At 57.7% G+C, this 18,922-nt stretch carries 12 protein-coding genes and 1 riboswitch; of the genes, 2 read left to right on the top strand and 10 right to left on the bottom strand.

Annotated features, from left to right (window positions below):
* The 6 genes from EDC38_RS02320 to EDC38_RS02295 all read right to left on the bottom strand — a co-directional run bounded on the left by EDC38_RS02320 (position 1) and on the right by EDC38_RS02295 (position 7,673).
* Entirely contained in the window at positions 1 to 918 is a 918-nt protein-coding gene (locus EDC38_RS02320) for a cobalamin-binding protein (RefSeq protein ID WP_123637159.1), read from the bottom strand.
* Entirely contained in the window at positions 911 to 1,693 is a 783-nt protein-coding gene (locus EDC38_RS02315; RefSeq protein ID WP_123637158.1) for a heme ABC transporter ATP-binding protein, read from the bottom strand. The genes EDC38_RS02320 and EDC38_RS02315 overlap by 8 nt, the downstream gene beginning before the upstream one ends.
* A 3-nt stretch (positions 1,694 to 1,696) precedes the next feature.
* On the bottom strand, positions 1,697 to 2,734 hold the full coding sequence (locus EDC38_RS02310; protein ID WP_246004410.1) for a FecCD family ABC transporter permease: 1,038 nt from the start codon (positions 2,732 to 2,734) through the stop codon (positions 1,697 to 1,699).
* An 8-nt stretch (positions 2,735 to 2,742) separates the two neighbouring features.
* The gene (gene cobO, locus EDC38_RS02305) at positions 2,743 to 3,351 is read right to left on the bottom strand and encodes a cob(I)yrinic acid a,c-diamide adenosyltransferase (RefSeq protein ID WP_425462025.1); all 609 of its coding nucleotides are present in this window, start codon (positions 3,349 to 3,351) and stop codon (positions 2,743 to 2,745) included.
* A gap of 30 nt (positions 3,352 to 3,381) precedes the next feature.
* Complete coding sequence (locus EDC38_RS02300; RefSeq protein ID WP_123637156.1) at positions 3,382 to 5,229, bottom strand: TonB-dependent receptor plug domain-containing protein; 1,848 nt, start codon at positions 5,227 to 5,229, stop codon at positions 3,382 to 3,384.
* 112 nt (positions 5,230 to 5,341) lie between these two features.
* A riboswitch (cobalamin riboswitch) is annotated at positions 5,342 to 5,499 on the bottom strand.
* Positions 5,500 to 5,564: 65 nt separating this feature from the next.
* Positions 5,565 to 7,673, bottom strand: coding sequence for an MltF family protein (locus EDC38_RS02295; protein WP_123637155.1), 2,109 nt, complete (start codon positions 7,671 to 7,673; stop codon positions 5,565 to 5,567).
* 132 nt (positions 7,674 to 7,805) lie between these two features.
* Between EDC38_RS02295 and EDC38_RS02290 the strand changes: the two genes are divergently transcribed.
* Positions 7,806 to 13,610, top strand: a complete 5,805-nt coding sequence (locus EDC38_RS02290) for an Ig-like domain-containing alpha-2-macroglobulin family protein (RefSeq protein ID WP_123637154.1) — start codon at positions 7,806 to 7,808, stop codon at positions 13,608 to 13,610.
* Between the two features lie 122 nt (positions 13,611 to 13,732).
* On the opposite strand, the gene EDC38_RS02285 is transcribed toward EDC38_RS02290, so the two are convergent.
* Entirely contained in the window at positions 13,733 to 15,034 is a 1,302-nt protein-coding gene (locus tag EDC38_RS02285; protein WP_170162834.1) for a serine hydrolase domain-containing protein, read from the bottom strand.
* Between the two features lie 120 nt (positions 15,035 to 15,154).
* Between EDC38_RS02285 and EDC38_RS02280 the strand changes: the two genes are divergently transcribed.
* On the top strand, positions 15,155 to 15,526 hold the full coding sequence (locus EDC38_RS02280; RefSeq protein ID WP_123637152.1) for a thiol-disulfide oxidoreductase DCC family protein: 372 nt from the start codon (positions 15,155 to 15,157) through the stop codon (positions 15,524 to 15,526).
* A gap of 366 nt (positions 15,527 to 15,892) precedes the next feature.
* Here the strand turns inward: EDC38_RS02280 and EDC38_RS02275 are convergent, their stop codons facing one another.
* From EDC38_RS02275 to EDC38_RS02265, 3 genes are all read right to left on the bottom strand, one after another.
* A complete protein-coding gene (locus EDC38_RS02275; RefSeq protein ID WP_123637151.1) occupies positions 15,893 to 16,858 on the bottom strand; it encodes a retron St85 family RNA-directed DNA polymerase in 966 nt (321 codons plus the stop codon).
* Complete coding sequence (locus EDC38_RS02270) at positions 16,858 to 17,796, bottom strand: retron St85 family effector protein (protein WP_123637150.1); 939 nt, start codon at positions 17,794 to 17,796, stop codon at positions 16,858 to 16,860. Before EDC38_RS02270 ends, EDC38_RS02275 begins: the two co-directional genes overlap by 1 nt.
* Positions 17,797 to 18,266: 470 nt before the next feature.
* A complete protein-coding gene (locus EDC38_RS02265) occupies positions 18,267 to 18,857 on the bottom strand; it encodes a DUF2726 domain-containing protein (protein WP_123637149.1) in 591 nt (196 codons plus the stop codon).
* Positions 18,858 to 18,922: the final 65 nt, after the last annotated feature.

The following is an 18,922-nucleotide window of genomic DNA, read 5'->3' as shown; positions in this document are numbered from 1 at the left end:
TCAGGGGTCGTCTGACAGGCGCTGACGGGCCTGGTCAATGTGCCGACAGAACAGTTCGGCACCGTCCAGGATGCGCAGCGTGTGCCGCTGAATCAGATCCGGCGGCACAAAAAACAGGTTATCCCGCTGTACCGCCGTCAACTCGGACCACGACTTCCACTCATCCAACCAGTCCGGGCGCTCCTCTCCCATACCGCTGGCCACGATGACCTGGGGATCGCGCTCCAACACCGACTCCATATTGATGGTCGGCGCCAGAGGTTTGGCATCGGCGTAGACATTGCGTCCACCGCACAGGCGAATTACATCACTCACCAGGTGTTCGCCGTTAAGGGTCTGCAGGGGTTGATGCCAGACCTGATACAGCACGCTGACCGGTGTTCGCTCGCTGTATCGAGCCCGCAGCTCGGCCAATCGATTCAGGTGTCTCTGGGCGACCTGTTCAGCGCTATCCCCGGTTCCCGTGAGTGCGCCGATGGAGCGGACCGAGCGAGCCACATCCTCAAGGGTACGTGGCTCATCCACATACACGTTGATTCCAAGCCGCTCCAACTGCTGACGCAAGGTCCGACTGTTACCGGTGGCCCACATCAACACCAGATCGGGCTCCAGTGCCACAACGGCCTCCACACTGACCGACTGGGCGCTCCCCAGAGGCGGCAACTTTTGGGCTTCCGGTGGATAGTCACTGTAATCCACCGCCGCCAATAATTGGTCACCCGCGCCGGCGCTGTAGACGTTCTCCACGATATGCGGTGCCAGCGCAATCAACCGCTTGGCCGGCTGCTCCAAAGTGATCTCCCGGCCCAGATCATCCGTTACCTGAATCTGGGCCAGTGCATGGAGCCCGAGGGATAAACCAAGCAGCAAAATAAACGCCGTCAAAAACCGACGAAACAAACCCTTACGTTTACCCATTGGCCAATACCACCGGTTTTCCCGTTTTCGGATGGGTAATCACCTCCACCTCCGTATCAAACAGATCCGCAATCAGCGCCGTATTCACAACCTCATCCGGCGAACCATAGGCCACCCGACCACCGTCTTTGAGTGCCAGAAGATGATCGCTGTAAGCGGCGGCCAGGCTGATATCGTGCACCACCATCACCACCCCGACCCCCCGATCGGCAAAGGCCCGCACCGCCTGCATCAGCTGGCGCTGGTGGCCCAGATCCAGTGCCGCCACCGGCTCATCGAGCAGCAGGAGCCGACCGGCGGCGGTATCCGGGCGCCAGATCTGGGCCATCACCCGGGCCAACTGCACCCGCTGCTTTTCACCGCCCGACAAGGACGGATAGAGCCGCTCGGCCAGGTGCGTAACATCCAGCGCCGCCATGGCCTCGGCACACACCTGTTCATCGATAAGCACGCCAGTACTGTGGGGCGTGCGCCCCAGCGCCACCACCTCAGACACGGTAAACGGGAAGGCCAGCGGATTGGACTGGGTCAGCACCGCCAACGCCAGGGCCTTCTCGCCCGCGGGCCAGTGCGCCAGCACCCGATCGTTGAACCGGATTTCCCCCGCGCTCGGACTCAGGTCGCCACTGATGGCGCGCAGGAGCGTGGTCTTACCCGCACCGTTGGGCCCGATCAACGCCAGGATTTCACCCGGCTGCACCGCCAGTGACACCGAGGAGACCAGTTCGCGCTCGTCAATACAGACACTCAGTTGATCGATGTGCAGTAATGACATGGACTAAGCCCCCTCAAAGCGGCGCTGGCGCAGCAGGGAAATGAAGAATGGCGCCCCCAACAGGGCCGTCACCAGGCCCACGGGCAGTTCGGCCGGGGCCATCACGGTGCGTGCCGCCACATCCGCCAGCAACAGCAACACCGCGCCCCCCAGCGCCGACAGGGGCAACAGGTAGCGATGATCCGGCCCGACCCACAGCCGGATCATGTGCGGCACCACCAGCCCGACAAAGGCGATGCTGCCGGCCACCGCCACTGAGAGCCCGACCCCCGCCGCCACCAGAATGATCAACCGGGTTTTCAGCCGCTCGACATCCACCCCGAGGTGGCGGGCCTGAGACTCACCCAGAAGCAGCGTATTGAGCGCCCGCCCGAAGGACGGCAGAGCTAGCAGTGCCACGGTCAGAATACCGCCGGCCAATAGCACCCGGGTCAGGTTGGCCCCCTCCAGGCCGCCCATACGCCAGAGGCTGATCCGCCGGAGCATTTCGTTGTCCGCGAAGTACTCCAGCAACCCGGTGGCGCTGGCCGATAGAGCGGACACCGCGATGCCCATCAGCAGCATGGTGGCCACGGAGGTGCCATTGATGCCGGTCGCCACCCGATAGACCAACCATACGGTGAGCAGTCCACCCAGAAACGCTCCGAGGGATACCAGGGACATACCAGCCACACCGGTCAGCACCCCACTCATGCCCGTGCCGAGCACAATCATCAGGCTGGCACCCACGGAGGCGCCGGCGGTCACGCCGATCAGGGAGGGGTCCGCCAGTGGGTTGCGGAACAACCCCTGCAGGATAGCGCCGCACAGCGCCAGCAGTGCTCCCACCGACGCTGCCAGCAAGGCGCGCGGCAATCGGATGGCCTGCACGATCTGCGCGGTGTGCCCGGGCACCTCCAGTCCCACCAGGGCCTTGAGGACATTGACCGCCCCCAGGTTCACCGAGCCCAGCCACAGCGAGAGCAGTGCGCTGACCACCAGCGCGCCCCCCAGGACAATCGTACCCTGACGGCGCCGGCTCTGGCGGGTGCGGGCGAGCACCACCACGGTCAGTAGTCCACGCCCCGACGGGCTTTGATCCCGGCGTTGAAGGCGTGCTTGATATCCTTCACTTCCGAGACGGTATCCATCAGTGCCTGCAGTTCAGCACCGCCACCCCGCCCGGTGACCACCACACTCTGATGAGCCGGCCGGTTCGCCAGGGCCGAGAGCACGGTGGCCTCATCCAGATAGTCAAAGGCCAGCATGTAGGTCAGCTCATCCAGCACCACCAGATCCAGCGCGGGGTCATTGAGCATCTCCGCCGCCTGGGCCCAGGTCCGTTCGGCGGCGGCAATATCACCGCTGCGGTCCTGGGTGTCCCAGGTAAAGCCAGTGCCCATCTGGTAAAAGCGCACCTGGGGGAGCTGCTCTTTGAGGTAGATTTCCTCCCCGGAGAGCTGCTCGCCCTTGATGAACTGGACCACGCCCACCGTCTGGCCATAGCCCAGGGCACGCAGCACCATGCCGAAGGCCGAGCTGGATTTACCTTTGCCATTACCGGTCAACAGAATGGCCACACCGCGATCGGTATCCGCCTCGGCGATGCGGGCATCCACCCGGGACTTCTGTTTTTCCATGGCGGCCTTGTGACGGGCCGCCTTGCGCTCTTCGTTCATGTCACTCATGGAGTGTCCTGTCGTTAAAACCTAAAAGGTGAACTCTACACCGGCATAGCCGGCCGCGCCGCTGGTGTTGTAGTTGAGGGTTTCGACATAATCCTCATCCAGCAGGTTTTCCGCGCGCACAAACACCACCATACCGTCAATGACCTGATAGCGCACATTGGCGTTAACCACCTGATAATCGTCCAACTCGGTGGTGCCCTCTTGCCGATCCCGGGATGCGCGCCAGTCCAGCGCCACCGTGAGTGCCTCCACCGGCGAGTAGCGCAGACCGAGATTGGCCAGATGACGCGGCTGCAGTGAGCGAGGGTTGCCATCGCCGGCTTCGGTATCCACGTAGGTATAGTTACCCACCAGTTGCCACTGGTCAGCCAAAGGCACCTCGGAATTCAGCTCTACCCCTCGGGACTCACTGGTGACGCCATCTTGCAGATAACCGCTGTAGGCGATCATATCGAAAAAGATTTCGTCTTCGATTTTCTGATCAAACCAGACCGCTTCCAGGTGCAGGCCATTGCGTCCGAAATATTCGACACCCAGATCCAGACCTCGACTCTCTTCGGCGTCCAACGACGGCGGTGGAAGTTCCTGTGATCGGTTATAGTCGATTTCCGACAGGCTGGGTGCGCGGAACCCGGTACCCAAAGCCGATTTGAACTTCAGCTCACCACTGGACAGCGGCACCCGGTAAGCAGTGCTCAGACGATAGCTGGTGTGATTGCCAAAATCGTCATTATCATCCTGACGCACACCGGCGGTCACAAACCACTGTTGCTGATAAGCACCCTGATACTCGAGGTAGGCCCCGCGTTGCTCGCGCTCCAGGTCCATCACCTCATCGCGGCGATGCTCGGCGCCGTACACCAGAGTGTGAGAGTCGGCAAGATCCACTTTACCGTTCAGTTCCCACTTGGCGATTTTCCCTTCGGTTTGATAGGACACAGCGCCATCGGCGTAGTTGATCCGGTCCACATCGGTCTGAGAGTAAGCAAAGGTATTGGCGCCGCTCTGATTACGGTGGGTAATGCTGGCCCGCGCGTTGGTTTGCTCAAACTGATCAACGCAGTCTTGCGTCGCTACCGGGAAGCCGCAGTTATCAAATTCCGATGTGCCTTCGGTATCACGCACGACGATCTGCGCCCGCAAATCCCGATCCAGATTCCAACCACCGCGCGCGTGCAGCGTGGTGTTTTCGTAGCCATCGGCCTCCCCGGTGGGATCGTCGGATCGAGCGCTGAAACCCTCGGTATCGGCGCGCGCGGCCGAGAGATAAAAGTCGCCCTGCTCATTACCACCGCCCACATAACCGGAATAATTCCGGGTATCGTAGCGGCCTCCTTCAACACTCAGGCCCGACTGCATTCCGTCGTTGATATGATCGGTGGTGACGTTGAGTACACCGCCCGCATCCGCGCCGTACATCATGCCCTGGGGGCCACGAAGCAGCTCGACCCGGGCAACGTTGGCCGTCAACAGGTGATGCACCTGACTGCTCGACTGAGGCCCCGTGGGGTCGGTGATGTCCACCCCATCCACGCGCACCAACGTCCGGAAACCGGACTCACCGCGCACCCGCACCGAGCTGGCTTTACCCGGCCCACCGGCATTGGTAATGGACACCGACGGCATGGTCCGCAGCGCGTCGGCCAGAGACTGTACGCCCAGGTTTTTCAGGTCCTGTTTGTCCAGCACGGCGACCGAGCTACCCAATTGGCGCAGCGGTGTTTCGGTCCGGGAGGCGACCACCACCAGGGTTTCCAACGGTGAGTTGGCCGACGCCGGGTCAAAAGAGGCTTGGGATGATTGGGCCACGGCGAGCGCCGGGACCGAGGCAGCGAAGACCGCTGCACTGAGTACAGATGTTTTAAACACAGTAATCCCCTATGTTTGATCAAAGACAACATGGGGAGGGAGGAAACGCAAAGCGACGCGGCTGCGCGGGGCAGCACGTGAAGGATTGCCGGATGGTAGCCCTCCGCTCCATCATAGAACGCGACAGAGGGCCGGTATCGGGCTTACAGGGCCATGATTCACCCTGATCACCGTTGCGGGGGCAGCGCTGGATTGTCCAGACTTCCCGTTTAACCTGCTCAGCCTCGATAGGAGTCGGGGGCAGCAGGCACCCTGTGTCGAGGCGGCAATGTAGGGGAGCGCCGCGGGAAAGTCAACGACGCACAGGCGGTACCCCCAAGGAGGCAGGCTTGCCGCTACTCCGTCAGTCGGGCATAGGCGCGGTAGCGATCCCGAATGTGGCGCACATAACTCACCGGCTCATGGCCGCGCACAAAACCAAATCGGGCCTTCTGGTAATAGCGCGGTTGGGTGAGCAACAGCATGGCTTTTTCCACGTGGCCAAACCACTGGTCCGGATCCCACCCCTGTTGGTCCGCCAGGCGGCGGGCGTCGCGCACATGTCCCACGCCGGCATTGTAAGCCGCCAGGGAAAACCACATCTGCTCGTCCACCGGTAGCCGCTCCGGGAATCGGTAGCGCAGCCAGTCCATGTACTTGACGCCGGCATGCACACTGACTTCCGGATCATCCAGGGGAGACAGCCCCAACTCATTTCCGGTGCGGGGCATGACCTGCATCAGGCCCTTGGCTCCCACCCAGGACACCGCCGCCGGATCAAACCGACTCTCCTGATACATCTGCGCCAGGATCAGGCGCCAGTCAAAGCCATACTGCTCCGCGTAGGATTGGGCCAGTTCATCCCAGGGTGACAGCGCACCATCTTCCGAGACATCCACCCGTCCGGCCCGCTGCTCGCGGATGCGGGCGTCATCCTCAAAGTAACGTTTGTACAGAATGTTGTAATGCAGACCACGGTATTCCTTTTTCCAGAACGCATTCACCGCCGCCAGCAACTCCGGATTCTCGGGGCGCACCGCCCAACCCTGATTGGTGGGATCACCCAGGGGCAACAGACCCTGAATATCGTCCCGCCAGGTCAGCTCCGACTGCAGAATATGGCTGTCGGCGATGGTCAGGTCATAGGTGCCATCGGCCACGCGAGCCAGAATATCCTCCGTTTCCATGGTGGAAGAGACCGGCGCGAGGGTCACATCCACCCCCCGCTCCCGGATCGACTCGGCTGTTGACCAATAGCTGCTGGATCGGCGCAGGTGCAGGGTACGGCCCGCCAGTTGTTTGAGCGAGTCAATGGCCGGCTCGTCCGCCCGACCCACGAGCGTCTCGGTGGCGTAGTGGTAGGGACGGGAAAAGGCCACCCGATCCGCGCGCTCGTCCGTGCGCGTCATGAAGGCGGCAATCATATCCCCACGCCCCTCGTTGAGCATCGGGATCATCGCCTCGTCACTGTCGGCCACGACCATCTGCAGACGCACGCCCAGGCTGTCAGCAAAGCGCTTGGCCAGTTCGTACTCAAAACCGACCAACTCCCCCCGGTACAGATAGTAAGTAGCGCCGTTGTTCCGGGTAATCACCCGCAACACCTTGCGTTCCTTGATGCCCGTCAGATCGTCCGTATGAGCCCGGATATCGGTGCGTGTCAGGCGTTCGCGGGTCAGAAAGCGATTGAGTTCTTCAAGCAACGCGGTATTGGAGGGGCGAATCGCCCAGGCCAGCGGGCGTCGCTCCCCCAGGGTGAGCTGCACCTGTACATCGTCCCGGTAAGTACGGACCACGTCCATGACATTACTGTCCTGCAGCGCAAAATCGTACTCGCCCGCCACCAGGCCATCGAGCACCTCGTCACTGGTCATGGTCGAGGGCAGCGGCACTATTTCGATGTCCTGGTCTATATCCGGCACCTCGGCAAAGTAGGACTCGGCCAACTCCCAGAAACTGGTATCGCGCATGACCCCGACCCGCCGGCCACTCAGGTCCGCGACACCCTCGGGGGCGGGCTCTCCGCTGCGTCCCACCAGAACTTCCCGGGTCTGATCAATCCCCAGAGTAAACCCCACCTGCTCGGCCCGCTCGGGGGTCACCGTGAGGTTGGCCGCCACCATATCGCCCCGACCGGCCAACAGCTGCGCCAACAGGTCTCCGTACTCGGGAACCGAAATCACCACAGGCTCCAGCCCCTGTTCCCGGGCGAACCGCTTGGCCATCTCCCGCTCCACATCCAGCGGATAGCCGGCCCGCGGCAAATACTCATCCGCGGCCCGATGCACCAGAATCCGGAATTGCCCCCGGGATTTCAGCGCGTCGAGATCACCCGTCTCGACATAGCCATCTGGGGTATCGGGCACCTTTTCGCCCGCCGGGGAATTGTCACTCTCGGAGCCGTCCTGACTGCAACCGGCGATGGACAGACACATCAGTGACAAGCCCCACAGAAATGCGCGCATAGTGATCCTCTCAATCCGGTAGTGGGATTATTTGCTACAGTCTACTGTCTGAGCTTTCAGATTGCACAATCAGCACCCTCGGGACCCCCGGTCAGGGGCACAGCGGATAACATCGGAGTGAAAGGATCAAGCATGGATACTCAAGGGCAACGCCGGCGGGCGGCCAGACTCATCTCCCCTCTTATTTTTGGCCTTGGCCTGTTGGCGCTCACCGGCTGCCAGCCCGGCGGGCTGAGCGAAGACCAAACCCTGAGCGAACAGGAGACCGCCGCGCTGCTGCAATCGCTACCGCCACTGCCGGCCGCTTCCGGGCCCGCAAAAACCGATACCACGGCCGATACACCCGCCCCACCGACCGGACCGACCGCCGAGCCCGCCTTCCCCAGGCCGAACGACCTGACACCGGACGAGAACCCTTCAGCTCCGCATTTGGTGCGCTATGCGCCGGAGGGTGACGTCGAGCGGGCCGCATTGGTCAGCCTCACGTTTTCCGAACCCATGGTGCCGCTCACCCGCCTGGAGCAGACGCTGGAAAAAGACATTCCCGTCACCCTGACCCCCGAGGTTGAGGGGCAGTGGCGCTGGCTGGATACCCAAAGCCTGGTCTTCGAGCCCACCGGTGATGCCTTGCCCATGGCCACGGACTACACCGTGACCCTTGAGGAGGGTTTTACCTCCGCCGCCGGTGTTCCCATGGCCACCACCGCGCGGTGGCAATTTGCGACCGCGCCCCTGGCTGTCACCGACTTTTACCCCGGCGACAACGCCGTCACCGGCAAGCAACCCGTTCTGGTCCTGATCTTCAATCAGGCCATCGACAAAAACCAATTGCTTGAGCATGTGAGCCTGAAAGATAAGCAACACACCCACGCACTGAAACGGGTCGACCCGGATACCCTGGCGCAGGACGAATACAAGGCATTGATTGACGACGTGCCGGCCGAACAGTGGCTGGCCCTGACCCCCTCCGAACCACTCCCCTGGAATCAGACGTTTTCACTGACCTTGGCGCAAGGCACTCCGGCCAAGGCCGGCAACCGGCTGACCAAAGCCGACCAAGCATTTTCCTTTCGCACCGCCGGCCCATTGCGGATCGAGCGTAACGACTGTGCCGAGCGCGAGTGCACACCCGATGAAGGGGTGTCGTTACAATTCAGCCATCGTCTTTCCGAAGACTGGGACAAATCCCGGCTTGAGGTATCCCCCGACGTGGACGGGCTGGAGATTTCTCACTACGGCACCTATATCCAATTGCGCGGCTCTTTTCAGCCGGAGACCGAATACACACTGACACTACCCGCTGGCACGACAGACGAGTTTGGTCGGGCGCTGGAAGAAGACCTGGTCACGAAGGTCACTATCGCCTCCTACCCTCCGATGTTCACCCTGCCCGGTCAAGATTTGATTACCCTGCCCGGGGCCTTTGCCACGCTGCCCATCGTCAGCCGGAATATCCAGACACTGGACATTGAAGTCCGCCAGGTCACACCAGACGACTGGTCCGCCTTCCAGCGCTACCGCCTGAACTACCGTCGAGCAGTTGATAAGGAAAAGCCGGAGAAGCCCGGCACATTACTGGATAACCACACCCTGACACTGGATGCCGAAGCGAACACAATGACGGTCACACGCCTTTCGCTGGATTCGTGGTTGAACGAGGAGGGCTTTGGCCACCTGTTGGTGTTTGCGTCGTCCCCTGAAATGGACAACAAAGACAATGGCCGATACCGCTATAACCAGGCCCAATCTGGTCAATGGCTGCAAGTCACCAATCTTGGAGTAAGCACCTACGCGGAACGCGATCGGGTCACCGCCTGGGTCACCGACCTGACCACGGGCACGCCCATTGCGGATGCGCGGGTACACGTCGGAGCGATCAGCGCATCAACCGATGACAATGGACTGGCTTCATTGCCGTTATCGGACAGAGAAGATCATTCGTCGTTGATGGTTGAGAGCCAGTCCGATCAGGCTCTGTTTCAGGCGCACAGCCTGTCGCCGCTTTACCGGGACGAATACAACTACTATCGTTACCCGACGTTCACCTTCACCGACCGCCAACTCTATCAACCTGGCGAGACCGTCCACCTGAAAGGCCTTATCCGCGAGCGCGGGTTCGGCGTCGAGGGCGACCTACACTACCCCGAGGATCTGACCCATCTGGAGTGGACGGCCTACGATGGTCAACGCAATGAACTCGACCAGGGGCGGCTACCCTTGAGCGAGTCCGGCGCTTTTGACCTCTCTCTACCGCTGCCCAGTAGCGCCGCGTCCGGTTCGGCCGCAATTGAACTGCGCCTGTTCCGCGGTAAGAATGAAATAGATGAATATTTTGGTGGCCACAGCTTCCGCATCGAGACCTTCCGCCGCCCCGAATACAAGGTCGACCTGAATTTCAGCGCCGAACGCCCTATCGCACAAGCGCCCTTACAGGCCACGGCCCGGGCGAGCTACTATGCCGGTGGCCCACTGCCCAACGCTCCGGTGGACTGGCAACTGACCCTGAATACGGCTCGCTATGCACCGCCGGGCTGGTCCGATTACCATTTTGGTCGCGTCCCCCCAATGTGGCGGCACGGCTTTTGGCCCCAACCCGAGGAAGCCCGCTGGCAGCACCAGGCTTCGGGGCAAACCAATACCGAAGGCGAACATCGGTTGAGCATTGCACCCAACAAGGCGTTGGATTTTTCCGATCTGTTGTTTCCCCATACACTGGATGTGACCACGACCGTTACCGACGTCAATCGGCAACAGTGGAGTACCAACGACTCTTTGCTTGTGCACCCGAGCCAACACTACGTCGGGTTGCGCACCGAGCAACGCTTCGCGCATATCGAAGACACCATCACCGTTCAGTGGGTGACGGTCGATATCGACGGCAACGCCGTGACCACGGATGCGCCCGACATTGAGGTGGAACGTCTGGCCTGGGAAGACGGCGACTGGCAGACACAGGACACCCTCAACTGCACGCCGTCAGATAAAAAACAGACCTGTGAATTCAGCCCCGCCGACAGTGGGCAGTATCGGATTTCCGCCACGGTGACGGACACCGAAGGCCGTCAAAGCCGCTCACAGATTCACCTTTGGGTTGCCGGCCCAATGAACGACATCGGGCCCACCTATGAGGAGCAACCGCGCGTCCAACTGATCCCCGATCAGGATGAATACGCCCCGGGTGATACCGCCAACGTTCAAATACAGACACCCTTCACCGAGGCGCACACGCTGGTGACCGTGCAGCGCCAGGGGCTGGTCGAGGTGGACTATCACTACCTGGAGGACGGCACCCATACGCTGGAAGTACCCATCAAGGACAACTACCTGCCCCAGTTGGTGGTCACCGCCGAAGCGATTGGCGGAACACCTGCCGAGGGCCAATCATTGCCGCAGATGGCGGTCGGAGAATTGACACTGCCGGTCAGCAGCGCCCATCGCCAATTGAGCGTCGAGGTCACCCCGAGTGCGGAAGCCTTTAAACCCGGCGACCCGGTTGAGGTGTCCACCCGGGTAACCGGCCCGCAGGGCGCGCCCGCATCGGACGCGGAAGTGACGTTCTATGCGGTTGATCAGGCGGTATTGGATATGGCGGGCTACACCCTGCCCGACCCACTAACTGAAATGTATAGCGCGGTCATTAACGGTGTTTTTGAATACCGGTCGCGAGCGGAGATACCGCTAGTCCCAAAAGACGCGAACGACGGTCTAGTCGAAGAAGTCATGGTTTCGGGAGTACGCGCCATAGAAATGTCGATGGCCGTAGATCGCGGCCCCGGCGAAAGCGCAAACCCGACCGTCACACTGCGCCAGAACTTCAGTGCCCTGGCCACCTTTGAATCCACGGTTACCCTGGATTCAAAAGGCGAGGCAAATGTCTCCTTCACGCTACCGGACAACCTCACCCGCTATCGCATAATGGCGGTGGCCCACACCGAGCAGCAGTTCGGTGCAGGGGATGCCCAGATAGACGTTGGCTTGCCCCTGATGGTCCGCCCTTCCCTGCCGCGCTTTCTGAACCTGGGCGACCGGGCCGAATTGCCCGTCGTGGTACAGAACACCACCGACCAGGCCATGACCGTTGAGCTCGCGCTGCGGGCCAGCAACCTGACACTGAGCGGCGCCCCCGGACGACGGCTGACCATTCCCGCCAACGACCGGCGCGAGGTCCGCTTCAGTGCTGAACCGATTCAGGTGGGTGAAGCCCGCGTACAGGTGATCGTCCGTTCCGGCGAGCGACAGGACGCGGCCGAGGTCGCCGTTCCTGTTCAACGCCCGGCTACCGACGAAGCCTTTGCGCAATACGGCAGCCTGACCGGGGGCAACAAATTCCTACAAGTCAGCATCCCCGAAAACGTCTATCCGGATTTTGGCGGCCTGAGCCTGACTACCAGCAGCACCCAGTTCCAATCCCTGCAGGACGCCTTCCTGTACCTGTACGACTACCCCTACGGCTGTGCCGAACAACTGGCCTCACGCCTGATGGCCATTGCCAGCCTGAATGAATTACTGGGCACATTCAATGCGGAAGGCTTACCGGATGAGGCGGCCATACAACAAAGTGTTGGCGACCTTCTGGGCCGATTGGAAGAGCAGCAGAATCGCGATGGCGGCTGGGGCTTCTGGGTGCGCAATGAGACGTCTCAGACGTATCTGTCAGTCCACGTCACCCACGCCCTGTTGCGAGCCCGGGAAGCGGGCTACGAGGTTCCAGCCAGGGTTCTGGAGTCGGCGCTGAGCTATACCCGCTCCGTCGCCCAGCAACTCCCCAAATCCATGGCGGAAAAACCCGGTAATAGCGTGCTTGCCTACAGCATCTATGTGCAGGCCCTGGCGGGTGACTCAGTTGCCTCCGCCGCCATCGATCATTTCCGGCAGACGGAGAGCGAGCTGAGCCTTGAAGCCATGGGCTGGTTATTGAGCGCCACGGCCAACGAGCCGAGTGCGAAGCCGCTGCACGAAAACCTTCTGCGCCACCTGACCAATCAATTGCGAGAAACTGCGGCCACCGCCTCTTTTGTGGAAGACTATGCCGGTGGCGGGCACTGGGTACTGCACGGCAGTCGACGCACCGACGCGGTGGTTCTGGACGCACTGCTAAGCGCCCGCCCCGACAGTGACCTGATCGAAAAACTCGCGCGCGGGTTGGTCAACCACCGCCGCAATGGCCACTGGGGCAACACTCAGGAAAACGTCTTCGTCCTGCTCGCCCTGAAACACTACTTCCAGGCCCGGGAAGCCGAAGTGCCCGACCTGACCGCTCGGGTCTGGTTGGGTGACCGCTACCTCGGTGAACAATCCTTTCAGGGCCGGGGCGGCAAGCCCACCCGCACCGGGGTTTCAATGAGTGAACTGCAAAGCGGCGAACCCACAACCACTCTGGCACTACAACACGAGGGACAAGGTCGTCTCTACTACCGAATCGGAATGGAATACGCCCCGGCGGATTTACAACTGGATGCCGCCCGACACGGGTTTCAGGTGGCGCGCCACTATGAGGCCGTCAATGATCCTGACGATGTCACACAGGCCGACGACGGCACCTGGAACATCAAAGCCGGCGCCGCCGTGCGTGTGACGCTCACCCTCACGGTTCCCGCCCGGCGCCACCACGTCGCCCTTACCGACCGCCTGCCGGCGGGCTTCGAAGCACTCAATCCCGCCCTGGAAACCAGTGCGCCGATCCGGGAGAACGAACGAGGAATCATGGGCAGCCGAACCCGACCCGGTCACTGGTACAACCACCAGCAACTGCGCGACGACCGCGCCGAAGCCTTCAGCACCCAGTTGGAACCCGGCGTATATCACTACGAATACACCGCGCTGGCCACCACGCCCGGTGAGTTCGTGGTGCCACCGGCCAAAGCCGAAGAGATGTACCAACCGGAAACTTTCGGCCGCTCGGCCACAGAAACCGTCCGGGTGGTCGAAACACCATGATGGCCCGCAGAGCCCGTAGGTCGGATTAGCGCCCAGCGCGTAATCCGACAATCGCTGCCCTGCCTCCGACACACGCGGAAACTGTTCTACCGGGATGTCGGATTACGCTTCGCTAATCCGACCTACTCGATTAGCTCATAGGCCTTTTCCAGGAACTGCGGGTACAGCTCCTCGCGCTCATACATATTTCGGTAAAAGAGCGCGATCATGTTCTTATCCGGGTCGATAATATAGGCCGTGCCCAAGAGTCCGCCCCAGGCGTAAGCGGAGTCGGATACCGCCGGTACCGGCTCCTTCTCATCGTTGTACAGCTCAAAACCCAGACCAAACTCAAACGGTTGGCTCGCCTGCGGCAGGCGATTCACCGTGGTCATCAGCTCCACGGTTTCCGGTTCGAGAATCCGCTGGCCGTTAAACTCGCCCTTGTTCAACAGCATCTGGCAGAACTTGGCGTAATCCTCGATCGGGCCATTAAGACCAATGGCGCCCTCCGCGTAGGTCTGCTGTTCGGTGACGGCACCCTTGATATACAGCTCCGTACCCGGCACCAACTCACCGTCGATTGCACGGTAAGGTTTGACGAAGCGATCAAAATCTTCCGGTGCATGAAACCAGTCGGTATCGTCCATACCCAATGGGTCCAGCACGTTTTCCTTCACGTAGTCACGCAGCGGCTGCCCGGAAATCCGCTCAATCAGATAACCCAGCATGTTGGTGCTCAGGTGATAGTGCCACTCCGCGCCGGGATCAAAGCCCAACGGGTACTCCGCCAACGCGAGCATTTCCTCTTCCAGATACTCTGCGCTGAAATCCCCACCGGAGGTATGCTGACCGATGGGTACGAAATCAGGCTCCTTTCCGCCAAAACCGAGAAACCCCATGGGCTCCCCACTGTGCTGCTTACGGAGCTCCCCCGCCAGATGGGCATCGAAACCCGCCGTATGCGCCATCAGATGAACAAAAGTCATCGGCGTCTCAACCGGTCGGGTCTCATAGCGACCGTCGTCGTGAAGCTCGGTAATGACCTGATCCGGAATACCCGGAAAATACTTAGAGACAGGATCATGGATATCCACCAGTCCCTTCTCCACCAGCGTCATAAACGCGACAGTCGTCACCGCCTTGGTCTGGGAGAAAAGCGCGTAGTAGTCATCCACACTGGCCGGCACGCCCGCCTTCATGTCCTTCCAGCCAAAGGCCTCGGAATACAGCACCTTCCCGTCCCGGGCGACGAACGCCGCCACACTGTTGGTTTTCTTCTCCTCCACAAAGGATTTCAGCAGCGCATCAATCTCTGCCGCCTTGGCCGGATCAGCGCCCACCTGAGCAATGTCCAAAGGGTACTCGAAGCCCTTTGAGGTCTCCGTAGTGGTACAGCCTACCGCCAGCAACACCGGAACCAGCATCGCCCATCCAATCGTCATTATTTTTTTCATCCGTCGCTCCACTCTCTGTGTTAGACATAGGTCGTTTATGGTACCGTCATTATACGGTATACATCATACAAATCGTCACCCACGCTCAGCCACAGACAGGTTCTTACCATGAGCAACCACGACGACCACCTTATTGTTTACTACGACGGCGCCTGCCCCCGCTGCGTGGCCGACCGCCAGCGCTATGAGCGCTTGGCGGGTAGCGCCGGCGAAGCCGTCCAATGGGTCGATATAACCGGCCGCGATGACGAACTGAAACAGCGTGGAATAGACTCCGACAGGGCCCTGCGCGAACTGCATGTGCAAGATGGCGAGGGGCAGATACACCGGGAGCTGGATGCCTACATCCTGCTGATGCGAAAAACCCGTCTGTTGCGACCCGTAGCGTGGCTGATCGGCCTTCCCGGCATTCGCGGGTTATTGTCCCGCAGCTATCACGCCTGGGTGGACCGTCGCTTGAGGGAAAGTGGGCGGTTATGATAAAGAGGGACTATTACAACTTACTTATCCAGAAGACCGCCCCGACAAACATGCTGATCAATCCTTGCATTCATACCTTAAAGCGTTTCGACATAGACATCCATAGCGCGAAATGCTTGTACTAAGCTGTCCCGAGACAACCAATCAACCTCGATTTGCCCCATACTTCTCGCAAACTTAAAACTCATAGTTTTCTGGGCCTACGTGTTAGCTATTTTGGTGAAATTCACTTTAGACTGCCCAATATCAGCTAAGCAATATTTCGCTGATCGCACTCAACTCTCTTCGTCAAAAGAGTCATCAACCAGCAGTAACGTTTCGCAGACCTAACAGATGGCCCTAATACCATAGCTCCACTTGAGATAATTAGCTGTTAACCAATTTATCCTGTTTGACACTCTTAAGGATGTCGTCAATGGTTGCACTGGAGTACTTTACCCTCATTCTCTCAAGAAACATTGGTTCGACATCGCTGACAAATCCTAAAAGCCCCTGCAATCGGTGAACTTCGTTCATCGGAAGAAGCCCTGTTTTAAACTTATGAATTAGAGCCTTAACCTCTCTTTTTCTCAACCTTCCGACAGAGAGCTCGCCTTGGTTCGTTAGAACAATCCCAGTCACTCGCCTCTGATATTTTTTTGATAGGTGAGTCCTCTTAGCATTATTGAACCTCAGATTTACATAAGGAAAGTCCGAAGAAATCTGTCGTACTTTAGGCTCAATCAAGGAGGACACATTTGGAACAGAAGTTGAGAAAGTTAAGTCATCCGCATAACGCGTGTATGAAATGCTGTTTTCAAAACACCAGTTGTTAACTGCCTCATCAAACGCATACAATATAGCGTTTGATATTGCCGGAGAGCTCGGCGCCCCCACACTCAAACATAAATCCTCTCTATGTTTATATTTTATACAAGAAGCTCTTGCAATTTTTCTTAAGCTTTCATCAGAGTAACTATCGGATAACTTGCGTAACAGGAAGTCAAACAACCCCGCCTCCTTAATAGATGTAAAAAAATCCTTAAAATCTAATTTAACTAAATACTTATTTTTTTTATGCCACGTGGCATTATCCTTAATACCCAAACCTTCTCGGTAGGACTTCACAGCCTCATGAACAGGAAGCTGATTAAAAATATTATCGACAAGCCACCGCTGTATATACTTAACTTCCCTGGCTGGTTGAGCAATCTTTCTTTGCCCACCAGTTTTCTTTGGAATGAAGAAAATTTTGTAAGCATGAGGAGCACGATTTATAAGCCGATCGACTTGAAATGCGCTAACATACAAATCTTTGCTAATTTGTTCAGAAATATCCAGCCCTATCATCATCACCCCCCTTTCCTTACGCTTTTCAACGCACCCAGCCTGTGCCTATCTCTATTGGCCTCATAATATTTCATGCAATCCACGCTAATCCTTAAAAGATCAATCTTCCTACCTTCAACCGGAGAAAACCTGACCTTATGAAAATCTCCAGTTACGACATAAAATGTCGAGTCGCTGTACTCCTCCCTCTTAACTAATTTAAACTTTTCTAAAAGAAAAAGTTTTCTTCGAAGAGAGTCCAGGACTATGCTAATGTTGAAGTAGGCTAGATATTCTGATATCTCAGATAGCTTGAGAGCATTGAATATCTCAATCAAATGAAATATTACAACAACCTTGTGAGCTTCACTTTGAGGTTTAAAAGTGGGACTTTTTGATAATTTACTTAACCTTTTCTCAATATCGAGCTCAATATCATTTAAAACACTTTCCTCTAAGCAAAACGCTTGGCTACGATCTTTCTCTATCACCCAAGGATATGACGCCACACTCCCTGCACGATTTTTTGTAACGTGCCTTAAAATACCTAGATTTATAAAAGAGTTCTCCTCCATAGCCCTATTTGACACAACAACCATCAGCCTATTACTTACATCTTCGACCTGAGAGAAGGCTCCTAACTCAGCAATTGCCCCCTCACTTTCGAGGACTATGACTATTAACGAGCAAATAGCAGACAACTCCTCTTCAAATTCCATCAAGTTGTGGAAAATGCCATCTGTCTGCCAGTCAGTTATTTCTTCTGGCCTGAAGCATTCATACGAGGTATGTCGGTTAGTGAGCGCATGCCGCACTGAACGAACCTGAGGATCGGGATCGCTGGGGCTTTCTTTGACAGGTACTTTGCCGCCGCAAAGTAATACAATTGGACTCGAGGTTAACTCTACTCTCAGCCTATCGAACGCTATAGATTCAAGAAACTCTACTCTAGGATCTTCCATGTCGTTAATAGAATATGAAATAGGCCAAAAAGCAACATCTTATTGTTTGAAGTTCTCCCACCTCTGATCTCCGCAGATAACATCTGTGGATCGTAATGAGCGCTGGCGCGATTGGAGATCCGCAGATGTTATCTGCGGAATAAAACCACGCAATGCAAGTAGAGTCTGGCTAAACACCCGACTAAGCTTTTATAAAGTATAAAGCTCTGTTCTCGTGGAAGAGAAATAAGTATGTATAAATTCTGAATGTTAGTCAACTGGATGAAAATAGTCTTTAAAACGAAAAAATCCCTGATTCCTTTTGAAATCAAAGGCTTAAACGATGGTATTTGGTCGGAACGGCAGGATTTGAGCCCTATTCAGCCCCTCAACATCGCTCCACTAAACGCAACTATTCCTTTAATATCAATAGGTTATAATATTTCAGAATTCACTAATTTACACTGAATACCACAACGTTTGGGGCAAATTTAGGGCACAACCTCGACACTCTCTATCTCTGTGTGTGAAACGGGATTGACTGCTTTTTGAACAACCCCAAGGACTTCTTGGCGTATTACCTCAGGTTTCGGCACCCGCCGGGCATCCCACCGGACCAGCTTGATTCCAGCCGCTTTCAGCGCCTTCGCCTTCTTCGAGTCCGCCTCCATCCGCTTGGGGTCCCGGTGTGTCGTATCGTCGATCTCGATGGCTGCCACGGTGTCCAGGTCACTGCTCACCACCACAAAATCGGCACTCATGCGGCTGATACGGTTAAACCACTGCCTAAAGTCGTGTCCCGGCTTTACGTCCATCATCTGGGATAGCTGCACCTGGGCAAAAATATAATGCTGTGGCAACGCATCCCGGAGCCTGTCAAACGCCTCTTTCTCAGCGTCTGTCAGTAGCCTGGCCTTGGTAAACGGCCAGGGAGCCTTGGGATCATACTTGAATGGGGATTTTGGGGATTTTCGGCCTTTCTTTGGCGTGGCAAGAGTAATTATTATTACTACGGCGGTACACAACAGAATAACCCACCAAAGAAAATCAAAAAAGGGCGAGAAAAAGCTAACTATATCCATATCGCTTCCTACAGTTCCAATGAAGTTGATGTGACGGCCAAATAGTATCACGTCAAAACCCGTCA

The organism is Marinimicrobium koreense, from assembly GCF_003762925.1.
GTDB classification, from domain to species: Bacteria; Pseudomonadota; Gammaproteobacteria; order Pseudomonadales; family Cellvibrionaceae; genus Marinimicrobium; species Marinimicrobium koreense.
This window is presented reverse-complemented; position numbering and strand designations above follow the sequence as displayed.

Excerpts from the sequence above, each read along its gene's own strand:
- EDC38_RS02295 (WP_123637155.1), bottom strand. The coding sequence starts at position 7,673 with ATGCGCGCATTTCTGTGGGGCTTGTCACTGATGTGTCTGTCCATCGCC.
- EDC38_RS02320 (WP_123637159.1), bottom strand. The coding sequence starts at position 918 with ATGGGTAAACGTAAGGGTTTGTTTCGTCGGTTTTTGACGGCGTTTATT.
- EDC38_RS02290 (WP_123637154.1), top strand. The coding sequence starts at position 7,806 with ATGGATACTCAAGGGCAACGCCGGCGGGCGGCCAGACTCATCTCCCCT.
- EDC38_RS02275 (WP_123637151.1), bottom strand. The coding sequence starts at position 16,858 with ATGATGATAGGGCTGGATATTTCTGAACAAATTAGCAAAGATTTGTAT.
- EDC38_RS02285 (WP_170162834.1), bottom strand. The coding sequence starts at position 15,034 with ATGACGATTGGATGGGCGATGCTGGTTCCGGTGTTGCTGGCGGTAGGC.
- EDC38_RS02270 (WP_123637150.1), bottom strand. The coding sequence starts at position 17,796 with ATGGAAGATCCTAGAGTAGAGTTTCTTGAATCTATAGCGTTCGATAGG.
- EDC38_RS02280 (WP_123637152.1), top strand. The coding sequence starts at position 15,155 with ATGAGCAACCACGACGACCACCTTATTGTTTACTACGACGGCGCCTGC.
- EDC38_RS02315 (WP_123637158.1), bottom strand. The coding sequence starts at position 1,693 with ATGTCATTACTGCACATCGATCAACTGAGTGTCTGTATTGACGAGCGC.
- cobO (WP_425462025.1), bottom strand. The coding sequence starts at position 3,351 with ATGAACGAAGAGCGCAAGGCGGCCCGTCACAAGGCCGCCATGGAAAAA.
- EDC38_RS02265 (WP_123637149.1), bottom strand. The coding sequence starts at position 18,857 with ATGGATATAGTTAGCTTTTTCTCGCCCTTTTTTGATTTTCTTTGGTGG.